Origin of the sequence: Ureibacillus thermophilus, from assembly GCF_004331915.1 — a bacterium.
In the GTDB taxonomy this organism is placed as follows: Bacteria; Bacillota; Bacilli; order Bacillales_A; family Planococcaceae; genus Ureibacillus; species Ureibacillus thermophilus.
Map to the genome: position 1 here is coordinate 223,387 of NZ_CP036528.1, position 26,789 is coordinate 250,175.

The 26,789-nt window shown below is 38.1% G+C and carries 23 protein-coding genes and 1 pseudogene; 3 read left to right on the forward strand and 21 right to left on the reverse strand.

Features of this window, described 5'->3' with window-relative positions:
- Positions 1 to 153: 153 nt before the first annotated feature.
- The 7 genes from DKZ56_RS01020 to DKZ56_RS01050 form a co-directional block, all read right to left on the reverse strand.
- Positions 154 to 939 (reverse strand): exodeoxyribonuclease III, encoded by a 786-nt coding sequence (locus tag DKZ56_RS01020; RefSeq protein ID WP_208650882.1) that lies wholly within the window; start codon positions 937 to 939, stop codon positions 154 to 156.
- A gap of 116 nt (positions 940 to 1,055) precedes the next feature.
- Complete coding sequence (murB, locus tag DKZ56_RS01025; RefSeq protein WP_208650883.1) at positions 1,056 to 1,967, reverse strand: UDP-N-acetylmuramate dehydrogenase; 912 nt, start codon at positions 1,965 to 1,967, stop codon at positions 1,056 to 1,058.
- On the reverse strand, positions 1,964 to 2,272 hold the full coding sequence (locus DKZ56_RS01030) for a hypothetical protein (RefSeq protein ID WP_208650884.1): 309 nt from the start codon (positions 2,270 to 2,272) through the stop codon (positions 1,964 to 1,966). The genes murB and DKZ56_RS01030 overlap by 4 nt, the downstream gene beginning before the upstream one ends.
- Positions 2,273 to 2,344: 72 nt before the next feature.
- A complete protein-coding gene (locus DKZ56_RS01035; protein ID WP_245989570.1) occupies positions 2,345 to 3,808 on the reverse strand; it encodes an FTR1 family iron permease in 1,464 nt (487 codons plus the stop codon).
- On the reverse strand, positions 3,774 to 4,043 hold the full coding sequence (locus DKZ56_RS15435; RefSeq protein ID WP_245989571.1) for a hypothetical protein: 270 nt from the start codon (positions 4,041 to 4,043) through the stop codon (positions 3,774 to 3,776). Before DKZ56_RS15435 ends, DKZ56_RS01035 begins: the two co-directional genes overlap by 35 nt.
- Positions 4,044 to 4,702: 659 nt before the next feature.
- A complete protein-coding gene (locus DKZ56_RS01045; protein ID WP_208650885.1) occupies positions 4,703 to 5,341 on the reverse strand; it encodes an FMN-dependent NADH-azoreductase in 639 nt (212 codons plus the stop codon).
- A gap of 116 nt (positions 5,342 to 5,457) precedes the next feature.
- Positions 5,458 to 6,162, reverse strand: coding sequence for a DsbA family oxidoreductase (locus tag DKZ56_RS01050; protein ID WP_208650886.1), 705 nt, complete (start codon positions 6,160 to 6,162; stop codon positions 5,458 to 5,460).
- 126 nt (positions 6,163 to 6,288) lie between these two features.
- Here DKZ56_RS01050 and DKZ56_RS01055 point away from each other — a divergent pair, with 126 nt between their 5' ends.
- Positions 6,289 to 7,665, forward strand: coding sequence for an FAD-dependent oxidoreductase (locus DKZ56_RS01055; protein ID WP_208650887.1), 1,377 nt, complete (start codon positions 6,289 to 6,291; stop codon positions 7,663 to 7,665).
- Between the two features lie 39 nt (positions 7,666 to 7,704).
- Here DKZ56_RS01055 and DKZ56_RS01060 read toward each other — a convergent pair whose 3' ends face one another.
- From DKZ56_RS01060 to DKZ56_RS01070, 3 genes are all read right to left on the reverse strand, one after another.
- Positions 7,705 to 8,634 carry a manganese-dependent inorganic pyrophosphatase gene (locus DKZ56_RS01060; protein WP_208650888.1) on the reverse strand — a complete coding sequence of 310 codons (930 nt, stop codon included), beginning with the start codon at positions 8,632 to 8,634 and terminating at the stop codon, positions 7,705 to 7,707.
- Between the two features lie 145 nt (positions 8,635 to 8,779).
- On the reverse strand, positions 8,780 to 9,640 hold the full coding sequence (locus tag DKZ56_RS01065; protein WP_208650889.1) for a MurR/RpiR family transcriptional regulator: 861 nt from the start codon (positions 9,638 to 9,640) through the stop codon (positions 8,780 to 8,782).
- 192 nt (positions 9,641 to 9,832) lie between these two features.
- Positions 9,833 to 11,071 (reverse strand): MFS transporter, encoded by a 1,239-nt coding sequence (locus DKZ56_RS01070; RefSeq protein ID WP_208650890.1) that lies wholly within the window; start codon positions 11,069 to 11,071, stop codon positions 9,833 to 9,835.
- Positions 11,072 to 11,310: 239 nt separating this feature from the next.
- On the opposite strand from DKZ56_RS01070, the gene thrC reads away from it, so the two are divergent.
- Together thrC and thrB are read left to right on the forward strand one after the other, a co-directional pair.
- On the forward strand, positions 11,311 to 12,363 hold the full coding sequence (thrC, locus tag DKZ56_RS01075) for a threonine synthase (protein ID WP_208650891.1): 1,053 nt from the start codon (positions 11,311 to 11,313) through the stop codon (positions 12,361 to 12,363).
- Positions 12,360 to 13,280, forward strand: a complete 921-nt coding sequence (gene thrB, locus DKZ56_RS01080; protein ID WP_208650892.1) for a homoserine kinase — start codon at positions 12,360 to 12,362, stop codon at positions 13,278 to 13,280. The genes thrC and thrB overlap by 4 nt, the downstream gene beginning before the upstream one ends.
- Before the next feature lie 49 nt (positions 13,281 to 13,329).
- Here thrB and zupT read toward each other — a convergent pair whose 3' ends face one another.
- The 11 genes and pseudogenes from zupT to DKZ56_RS01135 all read right to left on the reverse strand — a co-directional run bounded on the left by zupT (position 13,330) and on the right by DKZ56_RS01135 (position 26,788).
- Positions 13,330 to 14,145, reverse strand: coding sequence for a zinc transporter ZupT (gene zupT, locus DKZ56_RS01085; RefSeq protein WP_390263554.1), 816 nt, complete (start codon positions 14,143 to 14,145; stop codon positions 13,330 to 13,332).
- 120 nt (positions 14,146 to 14,265) lie between these two features.
- Positions 14,266 to 14,874: a phosphatase PAP2 family protein gene (locus DKZ56_RS01090; protein ID WP_208650893.1), complete on the reverse strand. Its 609-nt coding sequence runs from the start codon at positions 14,872 to 14,874 to the stop codon at positions 14,266 to 14,268.
- Between the two features lie 265 nt (positions 14,875 to 15,139).
- A complete protein-coding gene (locus tag DKZ56_RS01095) occupies positions 15,140 to 16,168 on the reverse strand; it encodes a siderophore ABC transporter substrate-binding protein (protein ID WP_208650894.1) in 1,029 nt (342 codons plus the stop codon).
- Positions 16,169 to 16,334: 166 nt separating this feature from the next.
- Positions 16,335 to 17,102, reverse strand: a complete 768-nt coding sequence (locus DKZ56_RS01100; protein WP_208650895.1) for an iron ABC transporter ATP-binding protein — start codon at positions 17,100 to 17,102, stop codon at positions 16,335 to 16,337.
- Positions 17,099 to 18,055 (reverse strand): iron chelate uptake ABC transporter family permease subunit, encoded by a 957-nt coding sequence (locus tag DKZ56_RS01105; RefSeq protein WP_208650896.1) that lies wholly within the window; start codon positions 18,053 to 18,055, stop codon positions 17,099 to 17,101. Before DKZ56_RS01105 ends, DKZ56_RS01100 begins: the two co-directional genes overlap by 4 nt.
- Positions 18,045 to 18,998 carry an ABC transporter permease gene (locus DKZ56_RS01110; protein WP_208650897.1) on the reverse strand — a complete coding sequence of 318 codons (954 nt, stop codon included), beginning with the start codon at positions 18,996 to 18,998 and terminating at the stop codon, positions 18,045 to 18,047. The genes DKZ56_RS01105 and DKZ56_RS01110 overlap by 11 nt, the downstream gene beginning before the upstream one ends.
- A 189-nt stretch (positions 18,999 to 19,187) precedes the next feature.
- Complete coding sequence (locus tag DKZ56_RS01115; RefSeq protein WP_208650898.1) at positions 19,188 to 20,675, reverse strand: peptide MFS transporter; 1,488 nt, start codon at positions 20,673 to 20,675, stop codon at positions 19,188 to 19,190.
- A gap of 257 nt (positions 20,676 to 20,932) precedes the next feature.
- Positions 20,933 to 22,216, reverse strand: coding sequence for a GTPase HflX (gene hflX, locus DKZ56_RS01120; protein WP_208650899.1), 1,284 nt, complete (start codon positions 22,214 to 22,216; stop codon positions 20,933 to 20,935).
- 95 nt (positions 22,217 to 22,311) lie between these two features.
- A pseudogene (putP, locus tag DKZ56_RS01125) lies at positions 22,312 to 23,676 on the reverse strand (sodium/proline symporter PutP); the annotation flags it as partial.
- Positions 23,677 to 23,895: 219 nt separating this feature from the next.
- A complete protein-coding gene (locus DKZ56_RS01130; RefSeq protein WP_208650901.1) occupies positions 23,896 to 25,167 on the reverse strand; it encodes an IS4 family transposase in 1,272 nt (423 codons plus the stop codon).
- A 778-nt stretch (positions 25,168 to 25,945) separates the two neighbouring features.
- Entirely contained in the window at positions 25,946 to 26,788 is an 843-nt protein-coding gene (locus DKZ56_RS01135; protein WP_245989572.1) for a MetQ/NlpA family ABC transporter substrate-binding protein, read from the reverse strand.
- Position 26,789 lies beyond the last annotated feature (1 nt).

Genomic DNA, 26,789 nt, shown 5'->3' on the forward strand with positions numbered 1-26,789 from the left:
TCATATAATCAAAAATACTCAATAGTATTAGGTATATTTTCACGATTAGATAAATTTGAATAAGCCAAAAAAATCATTTTTACTACAAAATTCGTCCATATTTCAAAAATAAAAAAGTATTATACGGGTTTTTGGATCTACCATCTAATTTTACTATATGCTAATTTTTTTGGTTTTCAAAAGTTCCTCATTCAATGTTAACACAATTGGGCAGTGATCACTTCCTAAAACCGCGGAATGAATTTGGCTATCGATGATCGCATCTCGAATACAATTCGAAACAATGAAATAATCGATGCGCCATCCTATATTCCGCTCTCTTACTTTATTCATATACGACCACCATGTATAGGCATCCGTTTTGTTTGGATATAAAAAACGAAAGGTGTCTGTAAATCCTTCTGACAATAGCCTAGTCATTTTTTCCCTTTCTTCAATAGTAAAACCGGAATTACCAATATTTGATTTAGCGTTTTTCAAATCAATTTCTTGATGGGCTACATTCAGGTCTCCACAATAGATGACCGGTTTTTCAGCATCCAATTGTTTCAAATAAACAAATAACTCATCTTCCCATTGCAATCGTTTATCTAAGCGGGCTAAATCCCTTTGAGAATTTGGCGTATATACATTGACTAAATAAAACAAATCATATTCCAATGTGATAATTCGGCCTTCTGATTCACATTCTTTTTCGCCGACCCCATAATTAACAGAAAGCGGAGGATGCTTTGTAAATATGGCCATGCCGGAATACCCTTTTTTTTCAGCATCGTTCCAAAATTGATAATATCCATCAAGCGGCAGTTCTACTTGTCCCTCTTGGCATTTCGTTTCCTGGATACAAAAAAAGTCCGCATCCATTTGATTGAAATAATCTAAAAATCCTTTCTTTAAACAAGCCCGTATTCCATTGACATTCCAAGATACAAATTTCATTTAACTCACCTACTACCCATGAAACTCCATGATTCTAAAAATAATAAAGGAGAAGCAGTCCATTTTATTTTACAATGGCTGTTCCCCCCCGCATAAATTGAATAAGAATTACTATATCAGTCTTCTCCGACAATTTTTACTTCTAGCTCCAATTCAACACCAAACTTTTCTTTCACAACCTTTTGAACCATTTTAATCGTTTCAATATAATCCGTCGCTGTAGCATTTCCTTTATTAATGATAAAACCAGCATGTTTTGTGGAAACTTCCGCTCCGCCAACCCCTTTTCCTTGAAGGCCGCTATCTTGAATCAACTTTCCAGCGAAATACCCCGGCGGACGTTTAAAGACGCTTCCGGCTGAAGGGTACTCCAATGGCTGCTTCGATTGCCGTTTAAAAGTCAAATCTGCAATTTTCGCATCAATCTCTTCTTTATTCCCTTTCTCCAATCGGAATAGCGATGAAAGAACAATATAGTTTTTATCCGCAATAATACTTTTTCTGTAACCTAATTCTAGTTCTTCCTTCGATAATACGAGTCTTTCGCCTTCCCTCGTCAAAACAGTTGAATGAACAATGACGTCATTGATTTCTCCGCCATAAGCTCCGGCATTCATCGCCATGGCTCCGCCGACAGACCCTGGAATGCCGCAAGCAAATTCAAAACCTGTCAAACTTGCTTCTGCCGCTTTTTTCGAAACATCCATAATCAGCGCGCCGCTTTGGGCATACACTTCCGTTCCTTCAATCCGGATTTCATTCAGCTTCGATAAATTCATGACAATGCCCCGGACGCCTCCATCACGTACAATCATGTTGGAACCGTTCCCCAGAATTAATAAGGGGATTTTATTGTTGTGTGTATATTTTACAATCCCTTCAACTTCTTCTTCCGTTTCGGGCATCACCAATATATCCGCATTTCCGCCAATTTTCGTCATAGTATATTTTTTCAGCGATTCATTGATTTTTATATTTTCTTGACTTGTAATGTCCGCTAACTCCTTAGCCCATTGATCAATTGTCATAAAAGCATATTCCTTTCTTCTATTAAACCTTGTATCTGTAATTGTATACTTTCTGAAAAATAATTATATGCTTTCACTTCCATAAAACTTATGGCTATTTTCCGACTTTTGCCTGCAATAGCCCAGCTGTTATCAATAAGTGTACCATGTTTCATTTTATTGCAAAAGTTTTGGAGTGATGATACATAATACTTGGAAGTATTGTTTCTGTAACAATATCCTATGTTGTAAAATCTTTTTTTTATACAATCGGTTACATTGAATTTTAAGCGCTGGAATTCAGGCGTTTTTGCCCGCCATTCCATTATAAAAAAATACTCCCAATTAGAAAAATGAATGCAACCATCCATCTTTCCATCGGGAGATTAAACTTGCGGTTATTTCGGTTTCCGAACCATCACCGCATTATGCTTGATGAAACGTTTATATATAATCGTCGCAAGAATCAGCAAAATTAATACAGCTTGGCCAATTATCGTTTCAAATGTTGGATAAAAACCTACTGTTGAAAGCACTGGCAAACCATCCACCACCGTCGTATCCAACCGTCCTTGTAATTGGAGGGTGTGCATACTGCCACCAATAATTTTGAACGCCAATAAATAAATGAAAATGGTCGCCACAATGAAAAATTTATGCACAGGAATTTTGCCTGACATCTTCATCAACACAACCGCCGTAGCAGCCAATATTGCCAACGCCATAGCTATCCCCAGCCAAAACTGGGACATTTCCATTTTCGGCAAAATTCCGATATAAAAGACAATGGTTTCTGCTCCTTCGCGGAATACCGATAAGAAACTGACAGCCGCCATGGAAACGACCGAACCGGTGGAAATGGCTTGATTCATTTGATTCGAAATATACCGATTCCAACTTCCGACACTTGTTTTATTGTGCAACCATACTCCCACGCCGATCATCATTGCAGCTGCGGCTAACCCAATGTATCCTTCCAATACTTCCCTGTTGCTATCCACCGTTGCCGAATTTAAAACGGTGGACATAAGCACTGCCGCCACGATCGAACATACGACACCCAAAAGGGCACCGAAATAAATCCATTTTTCCATTGCCTGCTGGCCGGATTTTTTAAGAAAAGCCGCCAATGCCACGATGATGAGCAAAGCTTCCAATCCTTCGCGCAATAAAATCATGGCCGAATCCCAGAAGGAATAATTTGTATCTGCCTTCAACAATTCGATTTCCGTCTTAAATTGCTTCAAATTTTGGGTAATGTGTTCGGCATCCACATTTGATTTCATCAAGCTGCTTGCGAGCATCGGCATATCACTTTCAATTTTTGTATAGAGGCTTCCATTCCGTGTGGAAACTTCCTGTTCCACTTGAGGCCAAATGATGATGAATTGCTGAATGCTTGCCGCTGCATCAGCATAGTTTTTCTCCCCAATGTGCTTTATTGCCTCATCAATATACTGGACAAGGGTTTCTAATGAATAATCCCCTTCCACCGCTTGGGCCGTTTCCTTTCCGGCTATAAAATCTTCAATCTTTTGTTTTAACGTTGCATATTGTTCTTGTATTGTTGTAATATCCGCTGTTTCTGAAGCAATCGACATGCGGATGAAAGCCATTTGCGTTTCGATTTCTCCATACATCGCTGTGCTTAAATCCCGGACAGGACGTTCATTTTGATTCCATTTTGTATTGAATGTATTATATGCCGCTTCTATTTGCTCCAAATCGCCTGTTGCCAGAGCGTTTTCAAATTGTTCCAAAGCCGGGGTGATTTTTCGGGCGAATTCTTCCCGCTGCGCCGTTTCATCAATCGGGTTTTCCTTCTCCTCAAGGGTACGCAATGCAGTAGATAATTCTTTCAAAGCAGCAATACATCCGCACTAAAGGATAAAGCGCTTTTGCCCCTTCAATATCCCCAGCTTTAATTAAATTTACAAATTTCTCGGTTTCTACTAAAAATTGATCGATTTGATCCAATGCGAATTCTTGATAACTTGTAACTTCAACGGAAAAATCGCCTGCCTGATTTTCCTTCTGCTCTATTTGAGTTGTAGATTCATTATCTCTGGTCGTCGCTTCTTCGCCGCAACTTCCCAATTATAAAGCTCCTATCAATAAAGCTGAATATACAGGAATTTTTTTTGCCATGAATAAACCTCTCCTTATGTTTTTACAAATCGATTCTATTAATAATGATAATCACTATCATTTATAATCACAAGTAGTAATTTTTCAATTACAAAAATACACAATCTAATAGAATGCAACTTGTGTAACAAAAATCATTCCTTTTCAATCATGCACAGGCATTTTCGAAGGGAATTAATTTTACTATCCATTAAGTGTTTTCTGTTGAAACTGCATCAAGGAGAGTAAGTATTCATTTTTTGTGAATATTTTTGCAAAAAAGAACTCAAAAAAAGAGGTTGGAGCAAATCAAAAAAACATCATTTTCTCCAAAGAGAAAATGATGTTTTTTTGATTTGTTATTAAAATTGATTTCCGTTCCGGGGACGCTTTCCGCGGGCCCGGCTAGACTCTCCTCTGAGTCATTCCTTCGCTCCTCGTGGTCTCGAGAGGGCTCGTCGCAGGAAAGCTTTGAATTTACTTCCTTGAGCTTGCTCCGCTTTGCGACTAAGCGTGCGCGACAGGAACTTGCCCCGTCACTTCAATCATTTTTTCGTTAGTTCAATTTTTTATCAAAACTCTTTCAACTGCCCCTTTCATTTTTTGTTTATGTCCCAGCCTCTTTCCCTTTAAACTGTCACAGCCGCCAATTTTTGCGCGGAACCTTTTACCCGTTTCAACCCTTCTTCTATGATTTCATTTGCTCGATTTGGCTCTGCGTTATGGCCTTCGATAATCACTTCATCAAGAAGTTCCATACCCGCAATATTGCCTAATACATTTTTAATATAATTTACGCTCATTTCCATAGGTTGTGCTTCCGGTGAAGAGTAGTATCCCCCACGGGCATTTAGAATGACAAATTTCTTGTCTGTCAATAGTTGCACCAATTGCCCTTGTTCATTGTATTTAAACATGAATCCGGCTTGATAAATATAGTCGATGAATGTATGCAACGGAGCAGGAATTGTCAAGTTCCATAATGGGAACGCAAGAACGATGATTTCCGCTTCTGTTACCAAATCCATCGCTTTCTTCTTGGCTGCAAGCAAACGGGCTTCTGATTCCGTCAAAGCTTTTCCTTCACTTTGCTTCGCCAATGCATCAAATAATTGTTGTCCAAAATATGGCATATCCTCTTCGAAAACATCGTAAATTTTCAGATTGATATCTTCCACTTTTTTCGCTTCTTCGATATATGTTTCGAACATTTTTGTAGAAATCCCGTCTGGTCGGTTATTTGCCTTAATGACTAATACATTTTTCATACTGTCTAACGGCTCCTTTCCCTATTTTCAAATATCTCGGTTTCAAGATACGTTAAATAGTATAAAGGAGCCCAAACATTATATCAAGAAAGCACTTCTCATACTTTTGGCTGAATTTATAGATCGCATTGCCCATCAGAGCAGAAGTTTCCTTCTTCTCCAACCATTCGCAATGATGGCTTCATCCCTTTTTCTTCCGCCACTTTCTTAATCGCCTGTTCGAAAATTTCCTGCGGCTGAGCCCCGGAAATGCCATATTTATTTTCTATTACGAAGAACGGAACTCCCCGGATGCCATAGATTTGCGCCTGTTGGATCTCTTTTTCGACTTCTTTCAAAAATTGATTGCCATCCAATACTTCTGCGGCTTCTTTCCCGTTCAGCCCGGCTTCTTCCGCCAGCCGAATCAACACATCCCGTTTTCCAATCTCCTTGCCTTCAATGAAGTAGGCATGGAATACCCGTTCACTAAACTCCGAACCTTTTCCTTTTGTGTAAGCCCATTTGGCCAATTGATGGGCCTTTAACGTATTCGCTGTTTTTAATTGCTCGAAATTATATTGGAGCCCCACTTCCTTGGCCCGCTGTACGACGCTCTCTGTCATTTTCTTCACTTCATCCAACGGCATCCCGTATTTTTTTGATAAGTGCTCGTAGGTGGATTCATTCGAATTTTCATCTGTTGTCGGATCTAGTAAAAAACTTTTAAACTCCACTTCCACTTGACCGGCATACCCCAAATCTCGGATGGCTTTTTCAAGCTGTCTCTTCCCGATATAACAAAATGGACAAACGAAATCTGACCAAACTTCAATTTTCATGTGTTCTCCCCCTTTTCCGCTATTTTACTTTTCCCTTCTTAAAACAACAACAGATTTGCTTTCATTGAATAATGTGCCAGTTTTTTTAGCATACTCCTAAAAAACGGTGATTTAGGAGGATTTGTTATGCAAAATTCGCTCTGGTTGCAAAATGTGACCCCTACCTCTTTGAATTCTTTATCCTCTTCATTGAATTGCGATGTTTGCATTGTGGGAGGGGGATTGACAGGGATATATACGGCCTATCTCCTTGCAAAAAAAGGGGTCGATGTCGTTTTGTTGGAAGCAAACTCCTCAATCGCTTCCGGCACAACGGGGCATTCCACTGGAAAATTAACCCCTCAACATGGAGCAGTCTTTGATCCATTGTTGAATACTTTTAATGAAGAGGAAGTGCGGACCTATTATGAAGCGAATGTGAACGCGATCGAAAACGCTCTTCGGGAAGCGGCGGCAGAAACTTTCAGGCATGCCGATTCTTACTTGTATGCAACGACAGACCAAGGAGCAGAAACAATAAAAAAGGAATTGGCAGCTTATCATAAAGTTGGTATACAAGGCATCGAAACAACGGAGACGGAACTTCCCTTCGAAGTGAAGACCGCATTGAAGATGGAAAACACCTATCAAATTCATCCCGTCAACTTTGCTCAACATTTTGCCGAGTTGGCATTGAAAGCCGGGGCTAAATTATACGTGAATACAAGGGTTACGAAGCTGGCCGTTGATGAACATTGCCTGCTGACAGAGAATGATTTTGAAGTGAATTTCAAGTCGGTTGTTCTTGCAACCCACTATCCGATCGAAGCAATCAAGGGACTGCACATTGCAAAGTTAACTATTGACCGCTCCTATTTAATGGCAACAAAAACTTCGGCATTATTAAAAGGGCAATATTTGTCCACCGATTCATCTTCCCGGACGGTGCGCACAGCTTTCATTGACAATCAGCCTTACTTTATTTTCGGAGGCAGTTCCCACACAGCAGGGGCTGTGCAAAATACACAAGTATATTATGAAATGCTGGAGAAAGAGCTTGTTTCGGAATATGGTTTGCCTAAACCGGAATATTTGTGGAGCGCGCAAGATCCGAACACTGCCGACTATATTCCGTATGTCGGACGCATTTCGGACAGTGAGCCGAGAATCTATATTGCCACAGGATACCGAAAATGGGGACTTTCCAACTCCCTTGTTGCGGGAGAAATCATTTCCACAGAACTGACAAGTGGAAAACATCCAGCCCAGCACCTGTACAGCCCTTCAAGAAATTTATTTGGCAAAACGTTTATGCGGATGTTGAAGGCGATCGGCTTCACGGTATCAAATCTTGCGGAAGGTTATTTAATACGGGCGGAAGCTCCAAAATGCACCCATTTAGGATGCAAAACCCAATGGAATGAAGCCGATGAAACATGGGATTGCCCTTGCCACGGATCCCGTTTTGATAAATACGGCAATGTCATCGAAGGACCGGCAGTGTATCCTCTCATTTTAGAATAAAAAACGGTGCCAAGGATCTCCCTTGAACACCGTTTTTTATTATTCGCTTAATGCATCTGTTAATACTGGAACAACTTGTTTTTTGCGGGAAACAACGCCAGGCAAATCAAATTGATGTTCTACTAATTCTTTGCCGAAAGCTTTTGCAGCATCTTCAGCCGAACTTCCTGCAACAATCGCTACAGAATCGTTGTTTAAAATATCTGTTACGAAGAAGAAGAAGAGGTTTAAACCTTTTTCTTCAACCTTTTGGTTAAGCAAGCTTACCAATTCCTCTTTGCGGCTTAATACATCATTTACATCCACTGCGTTCACTTGGGCAACTACGGATTTCACTGTGCCGAAAGTAAATTCTTTCGCATCTAAAGAAAGCAAGTCTTCTAAAGATTTATCAGAAAGGTCCGCACCGGCTTTTAACATGGCAAGACCGTATTCCTCCGCATTAACGCCTGCAATGTCTGCCAATTCTTTTCCTGCTTTTACATCTTCTTCAGTGCAAGTAGGAGATTTGAATAAAAGTGTATCGGAAATGATGGCTGAAAGCATTAAACCTGCAATGTTTGAAGGAATCTCAACATTGTTTTCTTTAAATATTTTATTTAAGATTGTTGCAGTGCATCCTACCGGTTCTGCACGGTAATATAATGGGTCTGCTGTTTCAAAATTTGCAATGCGGTGGTGGTCAATAACTTCTTTGATTTTGACATTTTCAATACCATCAGCAGATTGTTGACGTTCATTATGGTCAACTAAAATCACTTCGCTTGCTTCTTCTGATACATTCCCAATAAGTCTTGGAGCTTCGAAGCCGAATTTTTCTAAAGCATATTTTGTTTCGTTGTTAACATCACCTAGTCTTACCGCTTCAACTTCTTGACCAAGCTGCTGTTTTAAATATGCATACACAATGGCAGATGTAATTGAATCTGTATCAGGATTTTTATGTCCAAAAACTAATACTTTGCTCATAAAAATAGTTCCTCCCAGTTTTATATATCATCGCCGTTTATTTTATCACAACTTCCTATAAATAGAAAAACGTTACTTGCAAAAGAACAATGCAAAGAAAAGCATATTCGTAAAATTCGAATTTTTACGAATATGCTTTTCCTTATTATTTTGTAGCTGCACTTTGTTTTTCTAGCAAGTTAAAGTCGTAGTGTAATAAAGTATCGCATTTAAGGCATTTTCTATAATCATTACGGTTCAGTATCATCATTCCTTCAATAAGAGCATGGGTGATTGAGTTGGCGGCAGTGTTTCCTTCAAAAGCAAATTGTTTTTGAGCTCCTACCACAAAGTTGATCTCTGCATAATCACGTAAAGGGGAAATGGTTGAATTAGTAATGGCAATCAATTTAACATTTTTGTTTTTGGCAATTTTTGCAATCGTTAATACATCTTCCAATACAGAATCATAAGCAATCACGAATAACAAAGAATCTTTGTCCATTTTATTCATTTGTTTTAAGATATCCTCAACGTTAAACTTTATTTGAGTTACCTTTTTTCCGAGATTTTCTAATATTGAAGTTAAGTAACTGGCCGTTGGAGCGCATTGTCTAAAACCTAAAACATAAATATCGTTTGCTTTATGCAAATAGAGAGTCGCTTTTTGAAAGCTGTCCGCATCCACATACTGTATCGTATTTAAAATGCTGGCTACATCACCATTCATTACTTCACTAAATAAATATTCATGCTTTTTCCCAGCGTATATTGGTTCTTTCGTTGCAACCTTCTCTGTTTCTGATAAATCCTTTCGAATTCTTTCCTGCAATTCACTGTATCCAGATAAATCCATTGCATAACAAAACCGAATGACCGTCGACTCACTAACTCCAATGATTTTTCCTACTTCAGAGGCAATGTGTGTAGCAACTACATGGGGATTTTCAATCACCAGCTGCGCCACTTTCCTTTGACCCCTTGAAAGCCGGATAAAGCGCTTCTTCACTTCATCACTAAAACTCATTTTCTTAATGAATTCCTCCTTCATGAAATTCAATATTGCATCCAATTATAATAAAGTAGGTTAGCACGTATATTAATTGAATACAATGAGTTTTCTGAAAATATCGAAAAGTAATATGTTAATGTTCATAAATTCGTCAAATTTATTAGGAAGCTTTTTCCTGAACTAAAAAAGCTTCCTAATCATGTTAGCTTACTCCAACTCTATTTGTTTCGTTTCTTTTCCTAAAAAAACCACAGCTAGAACTCCAATGACAATCGATATACAAAATACGGCAAAAATCATGCCAAAGTCAAATCCTGCTGTACGCATCCAACCTACAAGCAATGGACCAAAAATTCCACCTATACGTCCGATAGCAGCCGCCATTCCAGCACCTGTGCCACGAATGACTAAAGGATATTGTTCCGGTGTATAAGCATATAAAGCGCCCCATGCACCCAAATTGAAGAATGATAATAGAATACCTGAAATTAAAAGCACTGTCACCGATTCTGCCTGTCCAAACACATAAGCGCTTAACGCAGTCCCTAATAAATAAACAACAAGTACAAATTTTCGGCCGATCTTCTCTACAAACCAAGCTGCAGTAAAGTAGCCCGGAAGCTGTGCAAGGGTCATAATCAATACATATTTAAAACTTGAAATTAAGCTGAAGCCTTTCCCTACCATCACACTTGGAAGCCATAAAAACATGCCATAGTAGGAAAATACAACTGCAAACCAAAGAATCCATAACATAAGCGTCGATTTTGTGTATTTTTTCGCCCATACTCCAGCAATGTTTTGAAGGAAGGTGCGTTTTTTTGCTTCAGGCTTTTCGGAAAACTGTGGAGAATCAGGCAAATGCAAACGTAAAAACATTGCATATAGCGCAGGGATTGCCGTTAATATTAATGCCACCCGCCATCCGGCAATTGGCCAAATGTCACTTGGGATGACAAAATAAGCAATAATGGCAGAAAGCAGCCATCCAACCGCCCAAAAACTTTCCAGCAATACGACCACTCGTCCGCGTTCTTTTGCCGGTACGCTTTCAGAAACTAAAGTTGAAGCGACAGGAAGCTCTCCTCCAAGCCCCATCCCAATAATAAAACGCAAAATTAAAAATGTCGTTAATGTTGTCGCAAAAGCGGAGAGACCGCTGGCAATTGAAAAACATAACAAAGTCACAATGAAAATGATTTTTCTTCCTATTTTGTCGGCAAGTAATCCAAAAACAAAAGCCCCTACTGCCATTCCAATGGAGTTGATACTTCCAATCCACCCCATTTCATTGGATGAAAGATTCCAATCGACAGCCAATGCTGCAATAATAAATGAGAGAATCCCAACATCCATCGCATCAAACAACCATCCAACTCCTGCAATTCCTAGCAATTTATTGCGAGAAATGCTTTGACTAGTGTTTTGTTCTGAAAGATCCTTCATCCGTTATTTCACCTGTCTTTACAATTGAATTGATATTATTACAATATACTGATTTTATAAGAATAGCAAGTAACTGATTTCGCCTTTTTCCATATTAATATTCTTGTCCGAAAATGTTAGAATAATGTTATAATTGTTTCATTTTTTCGATTTCTATTGAAATCTTCTATTGGTGTACGTTAAAATGTCTTTTATACAAAAACAATTGTTCATCCAGTGAAAACAAAGGAGATAGTATTATGTGGAAAGGTTTGCTTGAAGAATATAAAGAATTTTTACCTGTGACAGACAAAACGCCTGCTTTAACTTTAAACGAAGGAAATACTCCTTTAATTTATTTAGGAAACATCTCAAAAAAATTAGGGATTGAATTATACGGAAAATATGAAGGGTTAAATCCAACTGGCTCTTTCAAAGACCGCGGCATGGTGGTAGCTGTGGCAAAAGCCGTAGAAGAAGGAGCAAAATGCGTAATTTGTGCATCTACTGGTAATACTTCTGCTGCTGCCAGCGCTTATGCTGCCCGCGCAGGCATCCAATCCATCGTAGTCATTCCAAAAGGAAAAGTAGCTCTTGGAAAACTCGCACAAGCTTGCATGTATGGTGCGAAAATTATCGAAATTGATGGAAATTTCGACGATGCCCTTTCCATCGTTCGCAAAATTAGCGAAGAAGGAAAAGTAACGCTTGTAAACTCTGTAAATCCATATCGCATTGAAGGGCAAAAAACTGCAGCTTTTGAAATTGTAGATGCATTAGGAAAAGCGCCAGATTATTTATGCATCCCTGTCGGCAACGCTGGAAACATTACAGCTTATTGGAAAGGCTTCAAAGAATATCATGAAGCGAAAAACTGTGGCCTTCCTAAAATGTATGGTTTTGAAGCAGAAGGTGCTGCAGCCATTGTAAAAGGAGAGCCAATTGCAAATCCTGAAACAATTGCAACAGCTATCCGCATTGGCAACCCAGCAAGCTGGAAATTTGCTGAAGCTGCCCGCGATGAATCTGGCGGGATTATCGATTCAGTAACGGATGATGAAATCCTTGCCGCATATAAAGAAATTGCAAGAAGCGAAGGAATTTTTGTGGAACCAGGTTCAGCCGCATCTCTTGCCGGTGTTATCAAATCAGTAAATAACGGCAAAATCGAAAAAGGCAGCACGGTTGTTACAATCTTCACAGGAAACGGTCTAAAAGATCCAGATACAGCGCTAAAAGCTACTACGGTAGAAGTGGTTTCTTTGAAAAATGATATGAACGAAATTAGAAATTACATTGAGGGTTTAGTATGAGTAAAAAATGGAAAATTACCGTTCCAGGCAGTACTGCAAATTTAGGCCCTGGATTTGATTCAATCGGTCTCAGCCTATCTCTTTATCTTGAATTAACGGTTTCTTTGCAGGATGAATGGGAAATCATCCATTTATCTGAAGGCTTGCCTAAAGAATTTGAATTAAAAAATCATCTAATCTATAACGTCGCCAATGAAACGGCAAAACGATACAACAAAGTAATGCCAAGCTGCCGTATTGAAATGACAAGCCAACTTCCCTTTGCAAGAGGAATCGGCAGCAGTGCAGCGGCGATTGTAGCAGGAATAGAAATCGCCAATCTCCTCTGCGACCTTCAATTATCAGTGCAAGATAAATTAAACTTATCTTCCCAAATGGAAGGACACCCGGACAATGCAACTGCGTCCGTATTAGGAGGTTTAACTATCTCCTCAATGGATGAAGAAGGCAATGTGGATACAATTCACGTCCATGACCTTGAAGCATCCTTTGTCCTCTTTATTCCAGAAGTGATGTTAAAAACTTGTGAAGCAAGAGACGTATTGCCAAGTTCATTTAAACGCCAATATGCCGTTCGAGCCAGCTCCGGGGCTAATATGCTCGCAGCTGCTTTGGTATTGAAAGATTATAAACGCATCGGAAAATATATGGAATCCGATTTATTCCATGAGCCATTCCGTGCTGATTTAATTCCTCATTACCATGAAATTCGCGAAGAGGCGAAAAAAGCCGGGGCATTTGGCACTGCTTTAAGCGGTGCTGGTCCAACCATGATTTCTATTATTCCGAACTCCATCGGGGAACAATTTGTGGAGAAAATGAAAGAACGATTCCCAACGCATAAGATTGTTCTTACTAAACCTGATCAACGCGGTGTTCATGTAGAAGAAATATCGAGTGTTTCAAAAATCAGATAAAAACAGGAGTTGTTCGAAGTTTTAAGCTTTCGAACAACTCCTTTTAATTTTATGATAACAAAATCAAACTTACTGCCATGACTATCATTCCTGCAACAACTCCATAAATAGATGAATGGGTTTCATCATATTTCTTTGCGGCTGGGAGCAGTTCATCTAGGGAAATAAACACCATGATGCCTGCTACTGCCGAAAAAATAATTCCAAACAAAATATCATTTAAAAATGGCATTAAAATTAAATAGGCTACTAATGCACCAATTGGCTCTGCAAGCCCCGAAGTAAAAGAAAGTTTAAATGCTTTCATTCGTTTCCCAGTTGCATAAAATATCGGTATCGCCACAGCAATACCTTCCGGGATATTGTGAATGGCGATGGCAATGGCAATAGCAATTCCGACGCTTGGATCATGAATGGCTGACATGAAAGTAGCGATACCCTCTGGAAAATTATGAATGCCAATTGCAAGAGCAGTAAAAATACCGACCTTCATTAATTTAGCTTCTTCTGAATCTCGATGTTCGCGCTCTGCCTGATGTACATCTTCCACCGTCTTTACTTCATGGGGATTCGTTTTTGTCGGAATAAATTTATCAATAAGCGCAATGAATAGCATTCCTCCAAAAAAGCCTATAACCGTTAGCCAATACCCTTTTGTATCTCCAACAGCAGCCGTTAATGCATCCTTTGCTTTAAAAAAAATTTCAATCAATGAAACATAAATCATAACGCCTGCTGAAAATCCTAATGCTGCTGATAAAAACTTCTTATTGGTTCTCTCTGTAAAAAATGCAATTAGCGCACCTAGGCCTGTTGCAAGTCCTGCTAGCAATGTTAAGCTAAAAGCTAAAACGATGTTGCTCATCAGAACATCCTTTCATTTTATTCTTAGTATTATATTATACTCAAATTTTCCTTAGAGCAACTTTTTTTACTAAATCTATATTTTGTGTACTAGATAAACAATTTCAAAAAAGGAAACGCATTAATCGCGTTTCAATTGATTGGATGATTTATGAATATACCAATATACGCAAAGGCAGAACCAAGCAACGCCCAAACACCACCCTGCCATTACGTCAGTGGCAAAATGACGGCTTTCCGCCACTCTCGATAAACCTATAAAGAAAGCAAGAGTAATGGCAACAATCCATATCCACCATTTCTTTTTTTCAACTGTAGTTCGTTCAGACAATAAAAATGCAATAGTCAATAAGTAAAGCAATCCTAACATCGCATGGCCGGATGGGAAACTGTAGGATGACAATTGATTTTCAATTTCAGGCCGTGGACGTTTCACCCAATTTTTCATTAATTGATTCAACAAAAAGCCCACCGGAATAGTAAATAATACAAAAATAATTCTAGAATTATTTGGATGCTTAAACCCTAACCATCCCAATAATATTAAGGTAATCAAACTAATAACTTTTAGTTCCCCGAGATAATGGAAGCTACCAATAAACGAATTTTCCCCTACTAACGCTTGCATATTTTTATCAAAAGAAACGAATATAGGCAAATCATATACATACCGTAAAATAAGAAAAAGAATAAACGCAATAAAACCAGCGACAAATAATCGCTTATTCAAGCTTATCCTCTCCCATAACTCACTTATTTTCTATGTTTACATGAAACTTCCCATTTTCATAAGTAAACAATACGCAATGCATAAAAGGGGGCGTCTGAAAAGTTGAGACGTCCCCTTTGCGGCTTTAGCTAGTGCTTCGCCGCAGATAAATTGCGTAGAGAAGGAGCGTTTTGTGACCACTCTAGGGAAAGTTTTTAAGAGAATATTACTATAAGAAGTAAGGCTGTCCAGAAAGTGTTCGACTTTCTGGACAGCCCCCTATAAATTATTTTAATTTGTTTAAGATTTCTTCGATTTTCATCATTTCAGATTGTAAACCGCCGCCAGCCAAGTACCATAGCGGACCGTCCAAGTAAACGATTTTGCCGTTTTTGTAAGCTTGAGTTTGTTTAATGATGTCATTTTCCATGTCCGCTTCGATGTTGGATTGTCCACCTACAGCTGCTGTACGGTCAATTACGAACAATACTTCCGGATCGAATTTTAAGACCGATTCGAACCCGAAATCGGATCCGTGGGAAGAAGCTTCGATGTCGTCTGATACAGGAGTGAATCCATAAATGTCATAAACATATCCGTAACGTGAATTTGTGCCGAATCCGGATAATTTTCCTTCGTTGTACATTGTGACTAATGAAGTTTTGTATTGGCCAGCCAATTCTTTTAGTTCATTCAGTTTTTCATCGAATTTTGCCAACTGTTCTTCCGCTTCTTTTTCTTTGCCGAAAAGTTTTGCAGCGATATCAACAGATTTCTCAAATGTGCCCCAGTAATCATCTTGGGAAGTACCAACGAATACTACGTTTGGAGTGATTTCTTTCAATTGGTCATAGAATGTGGCTTGGCGGCCTGAAATGAAGATTGCATCTGGCTCTAATGCTGCAATGGCTTCAAGGTTTGGAGTTTTTAAGTTTCCAACGCTTGCATATTCATCGCTACCAAATTTAGAAAGGTGTTCTGGTAATGTACCATCTTTTGCAACACCAACGATCCCTTCAACGCCTAAAGCATCAAGCGTATCTAAGAAACCGTAATCGAATACAACGATTCTTTCAGGCATTTTTTCGAAAGTTACATCATCAAATACTGTAGTTTGACCAGACTCTTCGTTTTTGCTTTCAGAAATTGTAGAGGAGATAGTGATTGGGAATGAAGCATTTTCTCCCTGTGCTGCTTCTTGTTTCGTGTCATCAGTATTTGTATTTTTGTCTTGTTCAGCTTTTTCGTCACCGCATGCAGCCAAAACAATGACGAACATAGCTAGAATAACTGCGAAAAGCTTCCATTGTTTCATTTGATCGTTCTCTCCTATCTTTTTGGTTATTTGGTGATAATGATAATCATTATCAATAACTGAATCTAATTATAATTATCAAATTTAGGCTAGTCAATATATTTTTTCTTCTTTTCAATAAAATGATTTAGAAAAGTAGCAACACTTTTCTAAATCATTTTGACGATCACGTATTAGAATTGAAGTATACACAAATACGACAACCATTTTGTTCTTGAACCGGAATATTCATGTCATAAATTTCACGCAAGGCTTCAGAGTTAATAATCTCTTCAGTAGGGCCATTTTTCACAACTTTTCCGTCTTTTAGGGCCACAATATAGTCTGAGTATACGGAAGCAAAATTGATATCATGTAACACAATCACAACCGTTTTATTTAATTCATCAACAAGTTTGCGCAAAATCTTCATAATTTGCACAGAATGCTTCATATCTAAATTATTTAATGGCTCGTCAAGCAGAATATAATCCGTATCTTGAGCAATAACCATAGCAATAAATGCCCGTTGTTTTTGCCCACCTGATAACTGGTCTAAAAATTTGTGTTCTATTTCCTTCAAATTCATGTATTCAATCGCTTGATTCACATGCTTCTCGTCTTCAGGCGTCAAACGGCCCTTTGAATAAGGATAGCGTCCAAAAGATACTAATTCTCTTACTGTTAAACGAACATTAATAAAATTCGATTGTTTTAAAATCGATACTCGTTTGGCAAATTCATTAGATTTCCATTTTTTAATATTTTGTTGGTCCAATAATACTTCGCCTGTATCTGCATCAATCAGTCTGCTCACCATGGATAATAATGTAGACTTCCCTGCACCGTTTGGTCCAATGAAAGAAGTAATTGCATGAGGCTTAATCGACAATGAAACATCACTAATGACTGGCTTATTGTTGTATTTTTTTGTTAACCCTTTAATTTCAATCATCTTGCAGCCCTACTCTCCTTTAGTAATAGATAAATAAAGTAGACTCCACCAATGAAGTTAATAATGACACTTAAAGTTGTGTTAAATTCAAAAACATGCTCCACTAAAAATTGTCCGCCAACCAGCGCAATCACGCTGATTAACCCTGCACCTAAAATCAATATGGAATGTTTATAAGTGGTAAATAAATGATAAGAAAGGTTCGCAACAATTAATCCAAAAAAGGTGATTGGGCCCACCAAGGCTGTTGATGTTGAAATCAGCACGGCAGATAAAATTAATACGTTCATGACTAGTCGATCGTAGTTGATACCTAAATTAATGGCGTTTTCTCGACCTAGTATTGCAACGTCCAATTGATGCAATAATCGATATCCAACAATAAAAGCAATGATTAAAATAGCGGATGAAATATATAACAGCTCTACTTTGATTCTGGTGAAACTTGCAAAAAGGAGATTCTGCAAACTTAAATATTCTACCGGGTCAATCAATACTTGCAAGAAAGATACAAGGCTTCCTAAAAAAGTACCAATAATCATCCCAATTAATAACATCAAATAAATCGGATACTTATCCGCTCTAAATAATGCGCGGTATAACAATATCGCAAAAAGCACCATTGCAATGAGTGCAGTAAAATAATTCAAATATTGGTTAGCTACCCAAATCGATGCTGATCCCGCAAAGAAGAAAATGAGCGTTTGAACCACTTGATACATTGAATCAATGCCCATTATTGAAGGCGTTAAAATTCGATTATGAGTAATCGTTTGGAAAACAACCGTTGAATAGGCAATAGCAAAACCGGTCACGATCATAGCTCCAACGCGCATCATACGCCGAGGGAAAGCATAATGGAAGCCGCCTTTAATATCGTAAAATCCGTAAAGCAGAATACAAATAATCCCAATAATCGCTAATATAATCAGTTTCACAATATTATTTCGCATATGCTCTCCCCCTAAACAACATGATTAAGAAGAGCAAACTGCCTATTACTGCAACTGTCACATTGACAGGAATTTCAAAAGGATAAACAACAATTCGGCCCATAATGTCGCAAATTAATAGGAAAACAACTCCTAACACGATAGTATGAGGAATCGTTTTGCGCAAGTTATCGCCCATATAAAGGGACACAATATTCGGAACAATCAGCCCCAAGTAAGGGATTACACCGACCGTCAATACGACTGTCGTTGAAATGACGGCAACAATAATTAAACCAAGATTCAATACGGCTTTGTAACTAAGCCCCAAGTTTTTGGCAAAATCCTCTCCCATTCCGGCAACCGTAAACTTATTTGCATATAAATAAGCCAATAGGATGGCAGGAACACTTACATACAGCAGTTCATATCGCCCGGAGATGACCAATGTAAAACTACCCATCAACCAAGTGTTGATATTTTGAATCAAGTCTCCCTCATATGCAAAGAAAGTTGTAATGGAAGATAAAATATTTCCATACATAATACCGATCAACGGGACAAATACGGCATCTTTAAATTTAATGCGGTCTAAAATTTGCATAAATAAGATGGTACCGGCAAATGCAAAGATAAAGCTAAAAATGATTTTTTCCATATATGCAGCTTGGGAAAAGCATAAAATCGAAATCAGAATTCCCAATTTTGCTGCATCCAGCGTACCTGCTGTTGTAGGTGAAACGAACTTGTTGCGGCTTAAACTTTGCATAATTAAACCAGCAATACTCATTCCTGCCCCCGCTAAAATAATTGCTAATAATCTTGGCACCCTACTAATCAGGAATATTTGCGTTTGCTGAGATTCCCAATCTAATAAATCAGTAGGCTTAATATCAATGGCGCCAATAAATAAAGATATAATGGACAGGATGATTGCTGCAATAATCAACATCCATAGCCTCATATTTTATCCCCTATTTTCTCTAAAATTATTCTAATGAAAATGATTCTCATCTTCAAGTACCATAATCATTATAATGAGAAAACAGCGAAAAATCAATGACATTCGAAAATTCATTTCAAGATTATTTATTTTTTTAAAAAATAACGACCGATAGAATCTTTCTATCGGTCGAATGAAGAAGTGATATTACTATTTTATTCCTTTCATTGCTTTTGAAATGATTGGAGTTAAAATCAAGACGATTACGCCAAGGACAATAGATATGCCGCCCAATAAGCCGAAATACGTAAATTCATTAACCACTTCATATAATCTAACAAGCTGTGCGTTAATAGCTTGGGCAGCAGCACTTGTTAAAAACCAAAGAGCCATTGTTTGGGAAGCAAAGGCTTTTGGTGCAAGTTTTGTTGTAGCAGACAAACCTACAGGTGAAAGCAACAGCTCACCAATAACTACTAAAAAGAATGATAAAACAAGCCATAACGGGCTAACTAATTCTGTTCCGCCAGAAATTTTCGATGGAATCATCATAATGATGAAAGAAGCCCCGGCAAAGAATAAGGAAATCGAAAACTTAAGCGGTGTAGAAGGCTGACGATTGCCAAGTTTTAGCCACAACCATGCAAAAATTGGAGCAAAAATAATTACAAACAATGGGTTTAATGATTGGAACCAGGAAGCTTTTAATTCAAAGCTGCCTACATTTAAATCTGTTCTTGTATCTGCGTAAGTTGCTAAAATTGTTGCCCCTTGTTCTTGGATGGCCCAGAACATCACGGCTGCAATAAACAACGGTATATAAGCCAATACACGGGATTTTTCATCTTTTGACGTTTTTGGACTTCTATACATAATGATGAAAAATGCAGTTGGTATTAAAATACCTAATGTTGTAATAATGGCGCTGAATACACCCATTGTCAAATTGCCTGTTAAATATAATCCGCCCAATACAACAACAATAGCCACTATCATAATAGTGAAATTAAAAATAGCTTTTTTCTTTTCCTCTTCATTTAATGGGTTCGGCACTTGAAGACCAGCTAAACCTAAATTTTTCTTTTGAGTAAGAACATAAGTAATTAAACCTAGCAACATCCCGATGCCGGCTAAACCGAAGCCTAAATGGAAGCTGTAATCTTCTCCGATTGTTCCAACAATAAACGGTGCAATAAATGCCCCCATATTGATACCCATATAGAAAATGCTGAAACCGGAATCACGACGAACATCATTTTCAGCATACATATCTCCTACAACAGAGGAAACATTCGTTTTTAATAAACCGGTACCGATAATAATAAATACCATTGATAATAAAAGACCTGTTAAAGCAAGAGGTAATGCTAAAATGAAATGCCCAATCATAATGAGAATTCCACCGTAAAACACTGTCTTGCGAGGTCCCCATACCCGGTCGGAAATCCAGCCTCCGATAATACCGGACATATACACTAAGGAACCATAAATCGCCATGATGGAGTTAGCCGTACCTCTGTCAAGCCCTAATCCACCTTCGTTCAATTCATAGTACATATAAAAAATTAAAATCGCCCGCATTCCATAATAGGAAAAGCGTTCCCAAAACTCAGTAAAAAATAGTGTCAGCAACCCTTTAGGATGTCCAAAGAATCCTTTCTGGGGGACGGACTTTACTATCTCTTCTTTTGATAACATCTATTACCCTTCTTTCCATTATTATACTTTTTCCTTTTTTCTGAAAATTCCGTCGCTTGCAAATCAACTACATTAAATAGTTATAATGAATAACGAACACTTTTTCAATATATTTGCATAATGTTTAAATTTTTCGTTTATTAAGCATCTTCCTAAATTTCATATTTTTTAACCTTTTTCTTTACAAATTTAAAATAAAGTAGCTATATTAATATAACAATAAAAAACGAGGGATATTAGAATCCCTCGCTCTTTTTCTAGTTTTTCACTACAAAGTCTTCGAATTTTTTATAATCTGCTTCCTTCAATTCAACTTTTAATCTCGTTCCTTCTTCCTCATATTCCGTTGAAAGCACTGTTGCATTTTCATTCAAATAGGAAACAATATCCCCCCGGTGGAAAGGAATCACCATTTCACAAGTGCAATAATCAGCAAAAATATGTTTCCGAATGCATTTAATTAATTCGTCCAACCCCTTGCCTTCTTTGGCGGAAATCCATAGATCGTCCCCATACACTTGTGGATAGGAAATGCCTGCTAAGTCGCATTTATTGTAAATATACAATGTTGGTACATCTTCAATACCTATCTCTTTCAATGTCTGATTCGTAACATCCACCATAAACTTGTATTCCTTATGGGAAACATCTACCACATGCAATAGTAAATCTGCTTCTCTTGCTTCCTCTAATGTGGAACGGAAAGCTTTGACTAACTGGTGTGGAAGTTTGCTGACAAACCCAACTGTATCTGTAAGCAAAAACTGTTTTTTATCCGGCAGCTCCATTTTCCGGACTGACGTATCAAGGGTAGCAAATAGCATATCCTTCTCAAATACTTCCTTCTCTGCATGTCCGTATTTACTTATTAATTGATTCATGATGGTGGACTTTCCTGCATTGGTATATCCAACAAGGGATACAACAGGAATTTCATTTTTCCGCCTTTTTTTCCGCTGGGTTTCCCGCTGCTCTTCCACCTCATCAAGCTCTTTTCTCAACCTGGCGATTTGGTCTTCAATTTTTCTGCGGTCAAGCTCCAACTTTGTTTCCCCAAGCCCCCTGTTTCGAAGGCTTCCACCTGTTGAGCCTGCTTGTCTTGATAAGGAAGAATGGAGACCTACAAGCCTTGGCAACATATACTGAAGCTGTGCCAACTCGACTTGCAATTTAGCCTCTTTTGTTTTTGCCCTGCGATCGAATATATCTAAAATCAAAGTTGTCCGATCAATGACTTTACAATCCAAATCCCGTTCCAGATTTCGGATTTGAGATGGGGAAAGTTCATCATTAAAGATGACGAGGTTTGCCCCTGTTTCTTCATAGAAATTTTTTATTTCATCCACTTTACCTTTTCCTACATAGTGGGAAGGATTAATGCGTTCCAAATTTTGCGTCACTTTTCCTACCACTTCAACTTCCAAAGCATATGCAAGATTTTCAAGCTCTTCCATCGAATAATCAAAATTAGGGTCATTCAAATTGACTCCGACGAGGATTGCTTTTTCTTTCAGTTCTTCTACTTCTTTTAATCGAGTCATTATCTTCCCTCCAATACGCGCTTTCTCTCTACAGTATATCATTACCGAAAAAAGAAAGACCCACAACCGATGTGTGGATCCTTTTTTAATGTATTTTATTTTGCCTTTTCTTCTTTTAAGATTTCTAATGTGTGATTGAATTCCTCTTCAATTTCTGTATTTGGTTTATACGTAATCAAACTTACAACGACCGCCACAATTAAGTTGATGAAAAATCCTGGAACCATTTCATAAATAATGCCTGAAAGTGTGCTCGATTGACCCCAAATGAATGCAACAGCGGCGCCGACAACCATTCCGCTCAATGCACCGATGTTTGTCAATTTTCTCCAATACAACGCAAGAAGGATAATCGGACCAAAGGATGAACCAAATCCTGCCCAAGCAAATCCAACTAAGTCCAAAATAGAGTTGTTAGGATTCCAAGCTAAAATCGCTGCAATAATGGATACGATTAAAACAGCCAGACGGCCAGCTGCCACATAATGTTTATCCGTCGCATCTTTTTTGAATAATGCTTTATAAATATCCTCAATTAATGCAGAAGAGGTAACGATTAATTGAGAAGAAATCGTACTCATAATCGCTGCTAAAATGGCGGCCAGCAAAATTCCGGCAATAAATGGATGGAATAAAATTTTCCCCATTTCAATGAAAATTGTTTCCGGGTCATCAATCGTTAAACCGTTTTGTTGGAAGTACGCAAATCCCACAAGTGCTGTACAGATAGCGCCGACTAAGCTTAAAATCATCCAGCCGATTCCAATACGGCGGGCATTTTTCATTTCTTTTACCGTATTAATCGCCATGAAGCGTACAATGATATGCGGCTGTCCGAAATATCCAAGCCCCCATGCAACAGATGAAATAATCCCAGCAGCTGCTGCTGTAGAAGGAAGTAAAGATAAGTGCTCAGGATTTACAGCTGTAACAGCACTGCCAACATCTGAAAACCCTCCAGTTACAAAAACCCCTACAAGAGGAACAAGTACTAAAGCCAAAAACATGATTGTTCCTTGAACAACGTCCGTATAACTTACCGCTAAAAACCCTCCAAATAGGGTATATAATACTACAACGCCAGACACAATCAACATGCCTAAGTGGTAGTCAAGACCAAAGGAACTTTGGAAAAACTTCCCTCCAGATACCATACCGGAAGACACGTAGAATGTAAAGAATACAAGAATAACAATACCGGAAGCAATTCGCAATAATTTCGTATTGTCGCGAAGACGGTTATCCAAAAAGCTCGGAATTGTAATGGCGTCTTTGGAAACTTGCGTGTAAACCCGTAAGCGGGGTGCTACTAAAAGATAGTTTAAGTATTGTCCGACCGTTAACCCAATGGCAATCCATGCTTCGACTAAACCGGCAGCATAAATCGCACCGGGCAATCCCATTAAGAGCCAACCGGACATATCCGCCGCACCGGCACTTAATGCTGTGGTGATTGGACCTCAATGTCAGAAACTTATACAACCAATAATTTACAGTTAGTAGGCAACCATCTGGTTGTCTACTTTTAAAAATACTATTCAACCTACAAAGTGTTGATAATTTTCTAAAATCGGCTAAAAAAGGCAATAGGATGCCCGGGGCTTAAATTTTTATTTTTTTAAGCCCCTAATTTATTTACATTTAATAAACAAATAGGTTATATTTATCCTACGTATTGTTTATAGACACCTTTTTTGGTTTAGGGGATACTTTGTTGAGGACAGACCATTCCTTCGTGGGTAGCTTCTCCCAAACCGAATAGGTGTCTTATTTCTTATAATCACTTTCATGATTTTTGTAAACATTCTCTCTCTTTTGATTGGACAATCTTCTAATAATAAGTGAACCATCCTATCTTTTAATTTTCCTATTAAGATATTTGTGTTTACTTGATAATCATGTTTTCGTCTTTTTTTCTTACTCTCCTCATTAATTGTTTCATTGGCATCATTTCTCAATAAACTGACCATATTCGATAAATATATTGATGCATAGAAATCTTGTTCAATTGCGATTTTCGAACTACCCGTGAAATTTTCTATTTCGATTTTATTTTTCACATCATTATATTCTGTTTCAATTCCCCAGCGTTTAAAATAAAGAGATTTAAACTCAGAGATATCAAACTCTTCCTCGGTTAAATTTGTGACAAGTATTTCTTCCGTGCCAGAATCCAGTGGGAATCTAACTACACGAGCAGTAATCACTTGTTTCCTATGTATTATATGAATGTTTTGATCAGCATCTTTCGCTTCGACAATTTCCTTTATCGTATTTTTTTGACATCGCATCACATATTTGATACCAAGGGCATCTAAATAGGCAATAAAATCTCTCGATGGATACCCTCGATCAAATAAAAAAAGATCATTTTTTAATCCAATTTGTACGAGTTCTTCAATCATATCCTTTGCACTATCTCGCTCTGCTACCTTATATGGATTGATTCTAGAAGTAATAATGATTCCATTCTCAAGATCGTAAATACAAGAGGCACTAGCTCTTGCATAACTTGTCTTATGATTTTTTCCATACCCAAAATAATTTCGAAGCTCCTCAGTATCAGGAATTTGGAGCACACTTCCATCGATTGCGCAAAGTCTAAATCCACGATAAGTTTTAAAGGAATTTTCTTCATAATACCAATTCACAATCGCTTTTGTAAGTTTTACAAAAGCGAGAGGAGAAATCTTTTTTCGTGCGGCTGAATAGCCTTGTTTGGAAATACTAATTTCTGATAAATTAAATTTGTCGAAAAAGTCGTCAAGTTCAATTTGGAGGCTCTTTTTAACAAAGTTTAAGCTAAATAGAATAGTATTTTTAAAATTTAACTTCTTTTCTTTTCGTGTAAAATACGTTTCTTTTGTCCGAGATTCAAGCATAAACATCACATCATTCAGCAACTTTCGAGTAATCTCAATTGCCCCTAAAAAAGTACTTTTTGTTTTCAAAAAAACCACCATCCTCGTTTTATTAACCAAAAATTGGATTCTAAAACGATTTTGGTGGACTTTTTAAAATTACAAGAGGCTTATTACCTAATTTTATAAAAGTTAAATTAAATATTATTTTCCATTAAATGTAACGTTAAGTTGATGACATTGTTCTCCCGTGACAGGATTTGATTCAAAAGCATCGTTATTCTCCTTCCGTGAATAGCTGTTCTCTTTATTCCAGTGGTCACTCCACCCTCCAAGAGGTCCCCCACGGGATTCACCGCTTCCTTCCTCAAGTGAGGTACTACGTTTTCTGTGTTCATCATGACTCACTGAATGCCAAGGGCTATTCTCTCTTAATTGTTCGGTCCTTCTTAGTAGTTCTAAACCAACTAATACTATGACCTCTGCTGACTTCTGACGGTTCAGCTACTTATCACTAAGTAGGTTATGAAGCGTACTTCACATATCCGCCAGACCTCCCCGGGTAAGAATGTAATCTTTCCTTCCATCTATCTGCTTCATTTACTCTGTACCACCTTTGGCAGAAAGGACTTTGTTTTGTTTAGCAAACTCATCCAATGATACCTAGCCTTATATGAAGTTCGTGTTCCTCAGACCGGAAGTTTGCCGCTCGCTTCCTTCAGATTCCGCGTCACCACGGACACCCTTGCGTTAAGCTAACTGTTACTTCTGCCTTCACAGTTCAGGACTTACACCCTATAGATTACACCCATGCCAGGCGCACTAAAATAGGCAGCTTCCAATTAGAGAAAGCTGCCTCAATTCAAACTTATCTATTTTTCATCCATTCAGGTTTTCCAAAACCTTCGAACTCTGCATCAATTACTTTTTCAAATTCTTCGGATTGAACAACTTCAATCAAATCTTTGGCAAGTTGGGAATCTTCATCCTCCGCTTTCACAGCCACTACATTGCGGTATTGATCAAGCATGTTTTCCAACGCCAACGCATCCAACAAGTTCATATTGGCTGCCAACGCATAATTGCCTGGTACAGCTGCCAAATCGGCGCTATCCACAGAACGTGGCAATTGTCCTGCTTCTAATGGTTGGAATTTCAAGTTTTTCGGATTTTCAATGATGTCTTTTTCAGACACTTTTAGTGGATCTGCATTCGGATCAATTTTAATAAGCCCTTCATCTTGAAGTGTATTGAATGCGCGGGCAGCATTTGTCGGGTCGTTTGGAATTGTGATTGTAGCCCCGTCTTCCACTTCATCCAAAGATTTATATTTGTTTGAGTAAATGCCCATTGGCGCAGTTGGAACCGTAATTAACGCTGTCAAATCCATATTGTTTTCTTTCTCAAAGTTTTCAAGATAAATTGTGTGTTGGAATAAGTTTGCTTGAATAGATCCTTCATTTAATGCTTTATTTGGTTGGATATAGTCGCTGAATTCCACAATCTCAACTTTATACCCTTTTTCTTCCAAACCTGGTTTAATGGCTTTTTTCACCATATCGCTGTATGGTCCGGCTGTTGCCCCAATTTTAATTTCTTTTGATTCTGATGAAGTTGAATCTGCTTTACTTTTTTCACTTGAATTACTGTTGCATGCAACAAGAAGTACCGCAACTAAAAAGACTAAAAATGTTGCTAAAAACTTTTTCACA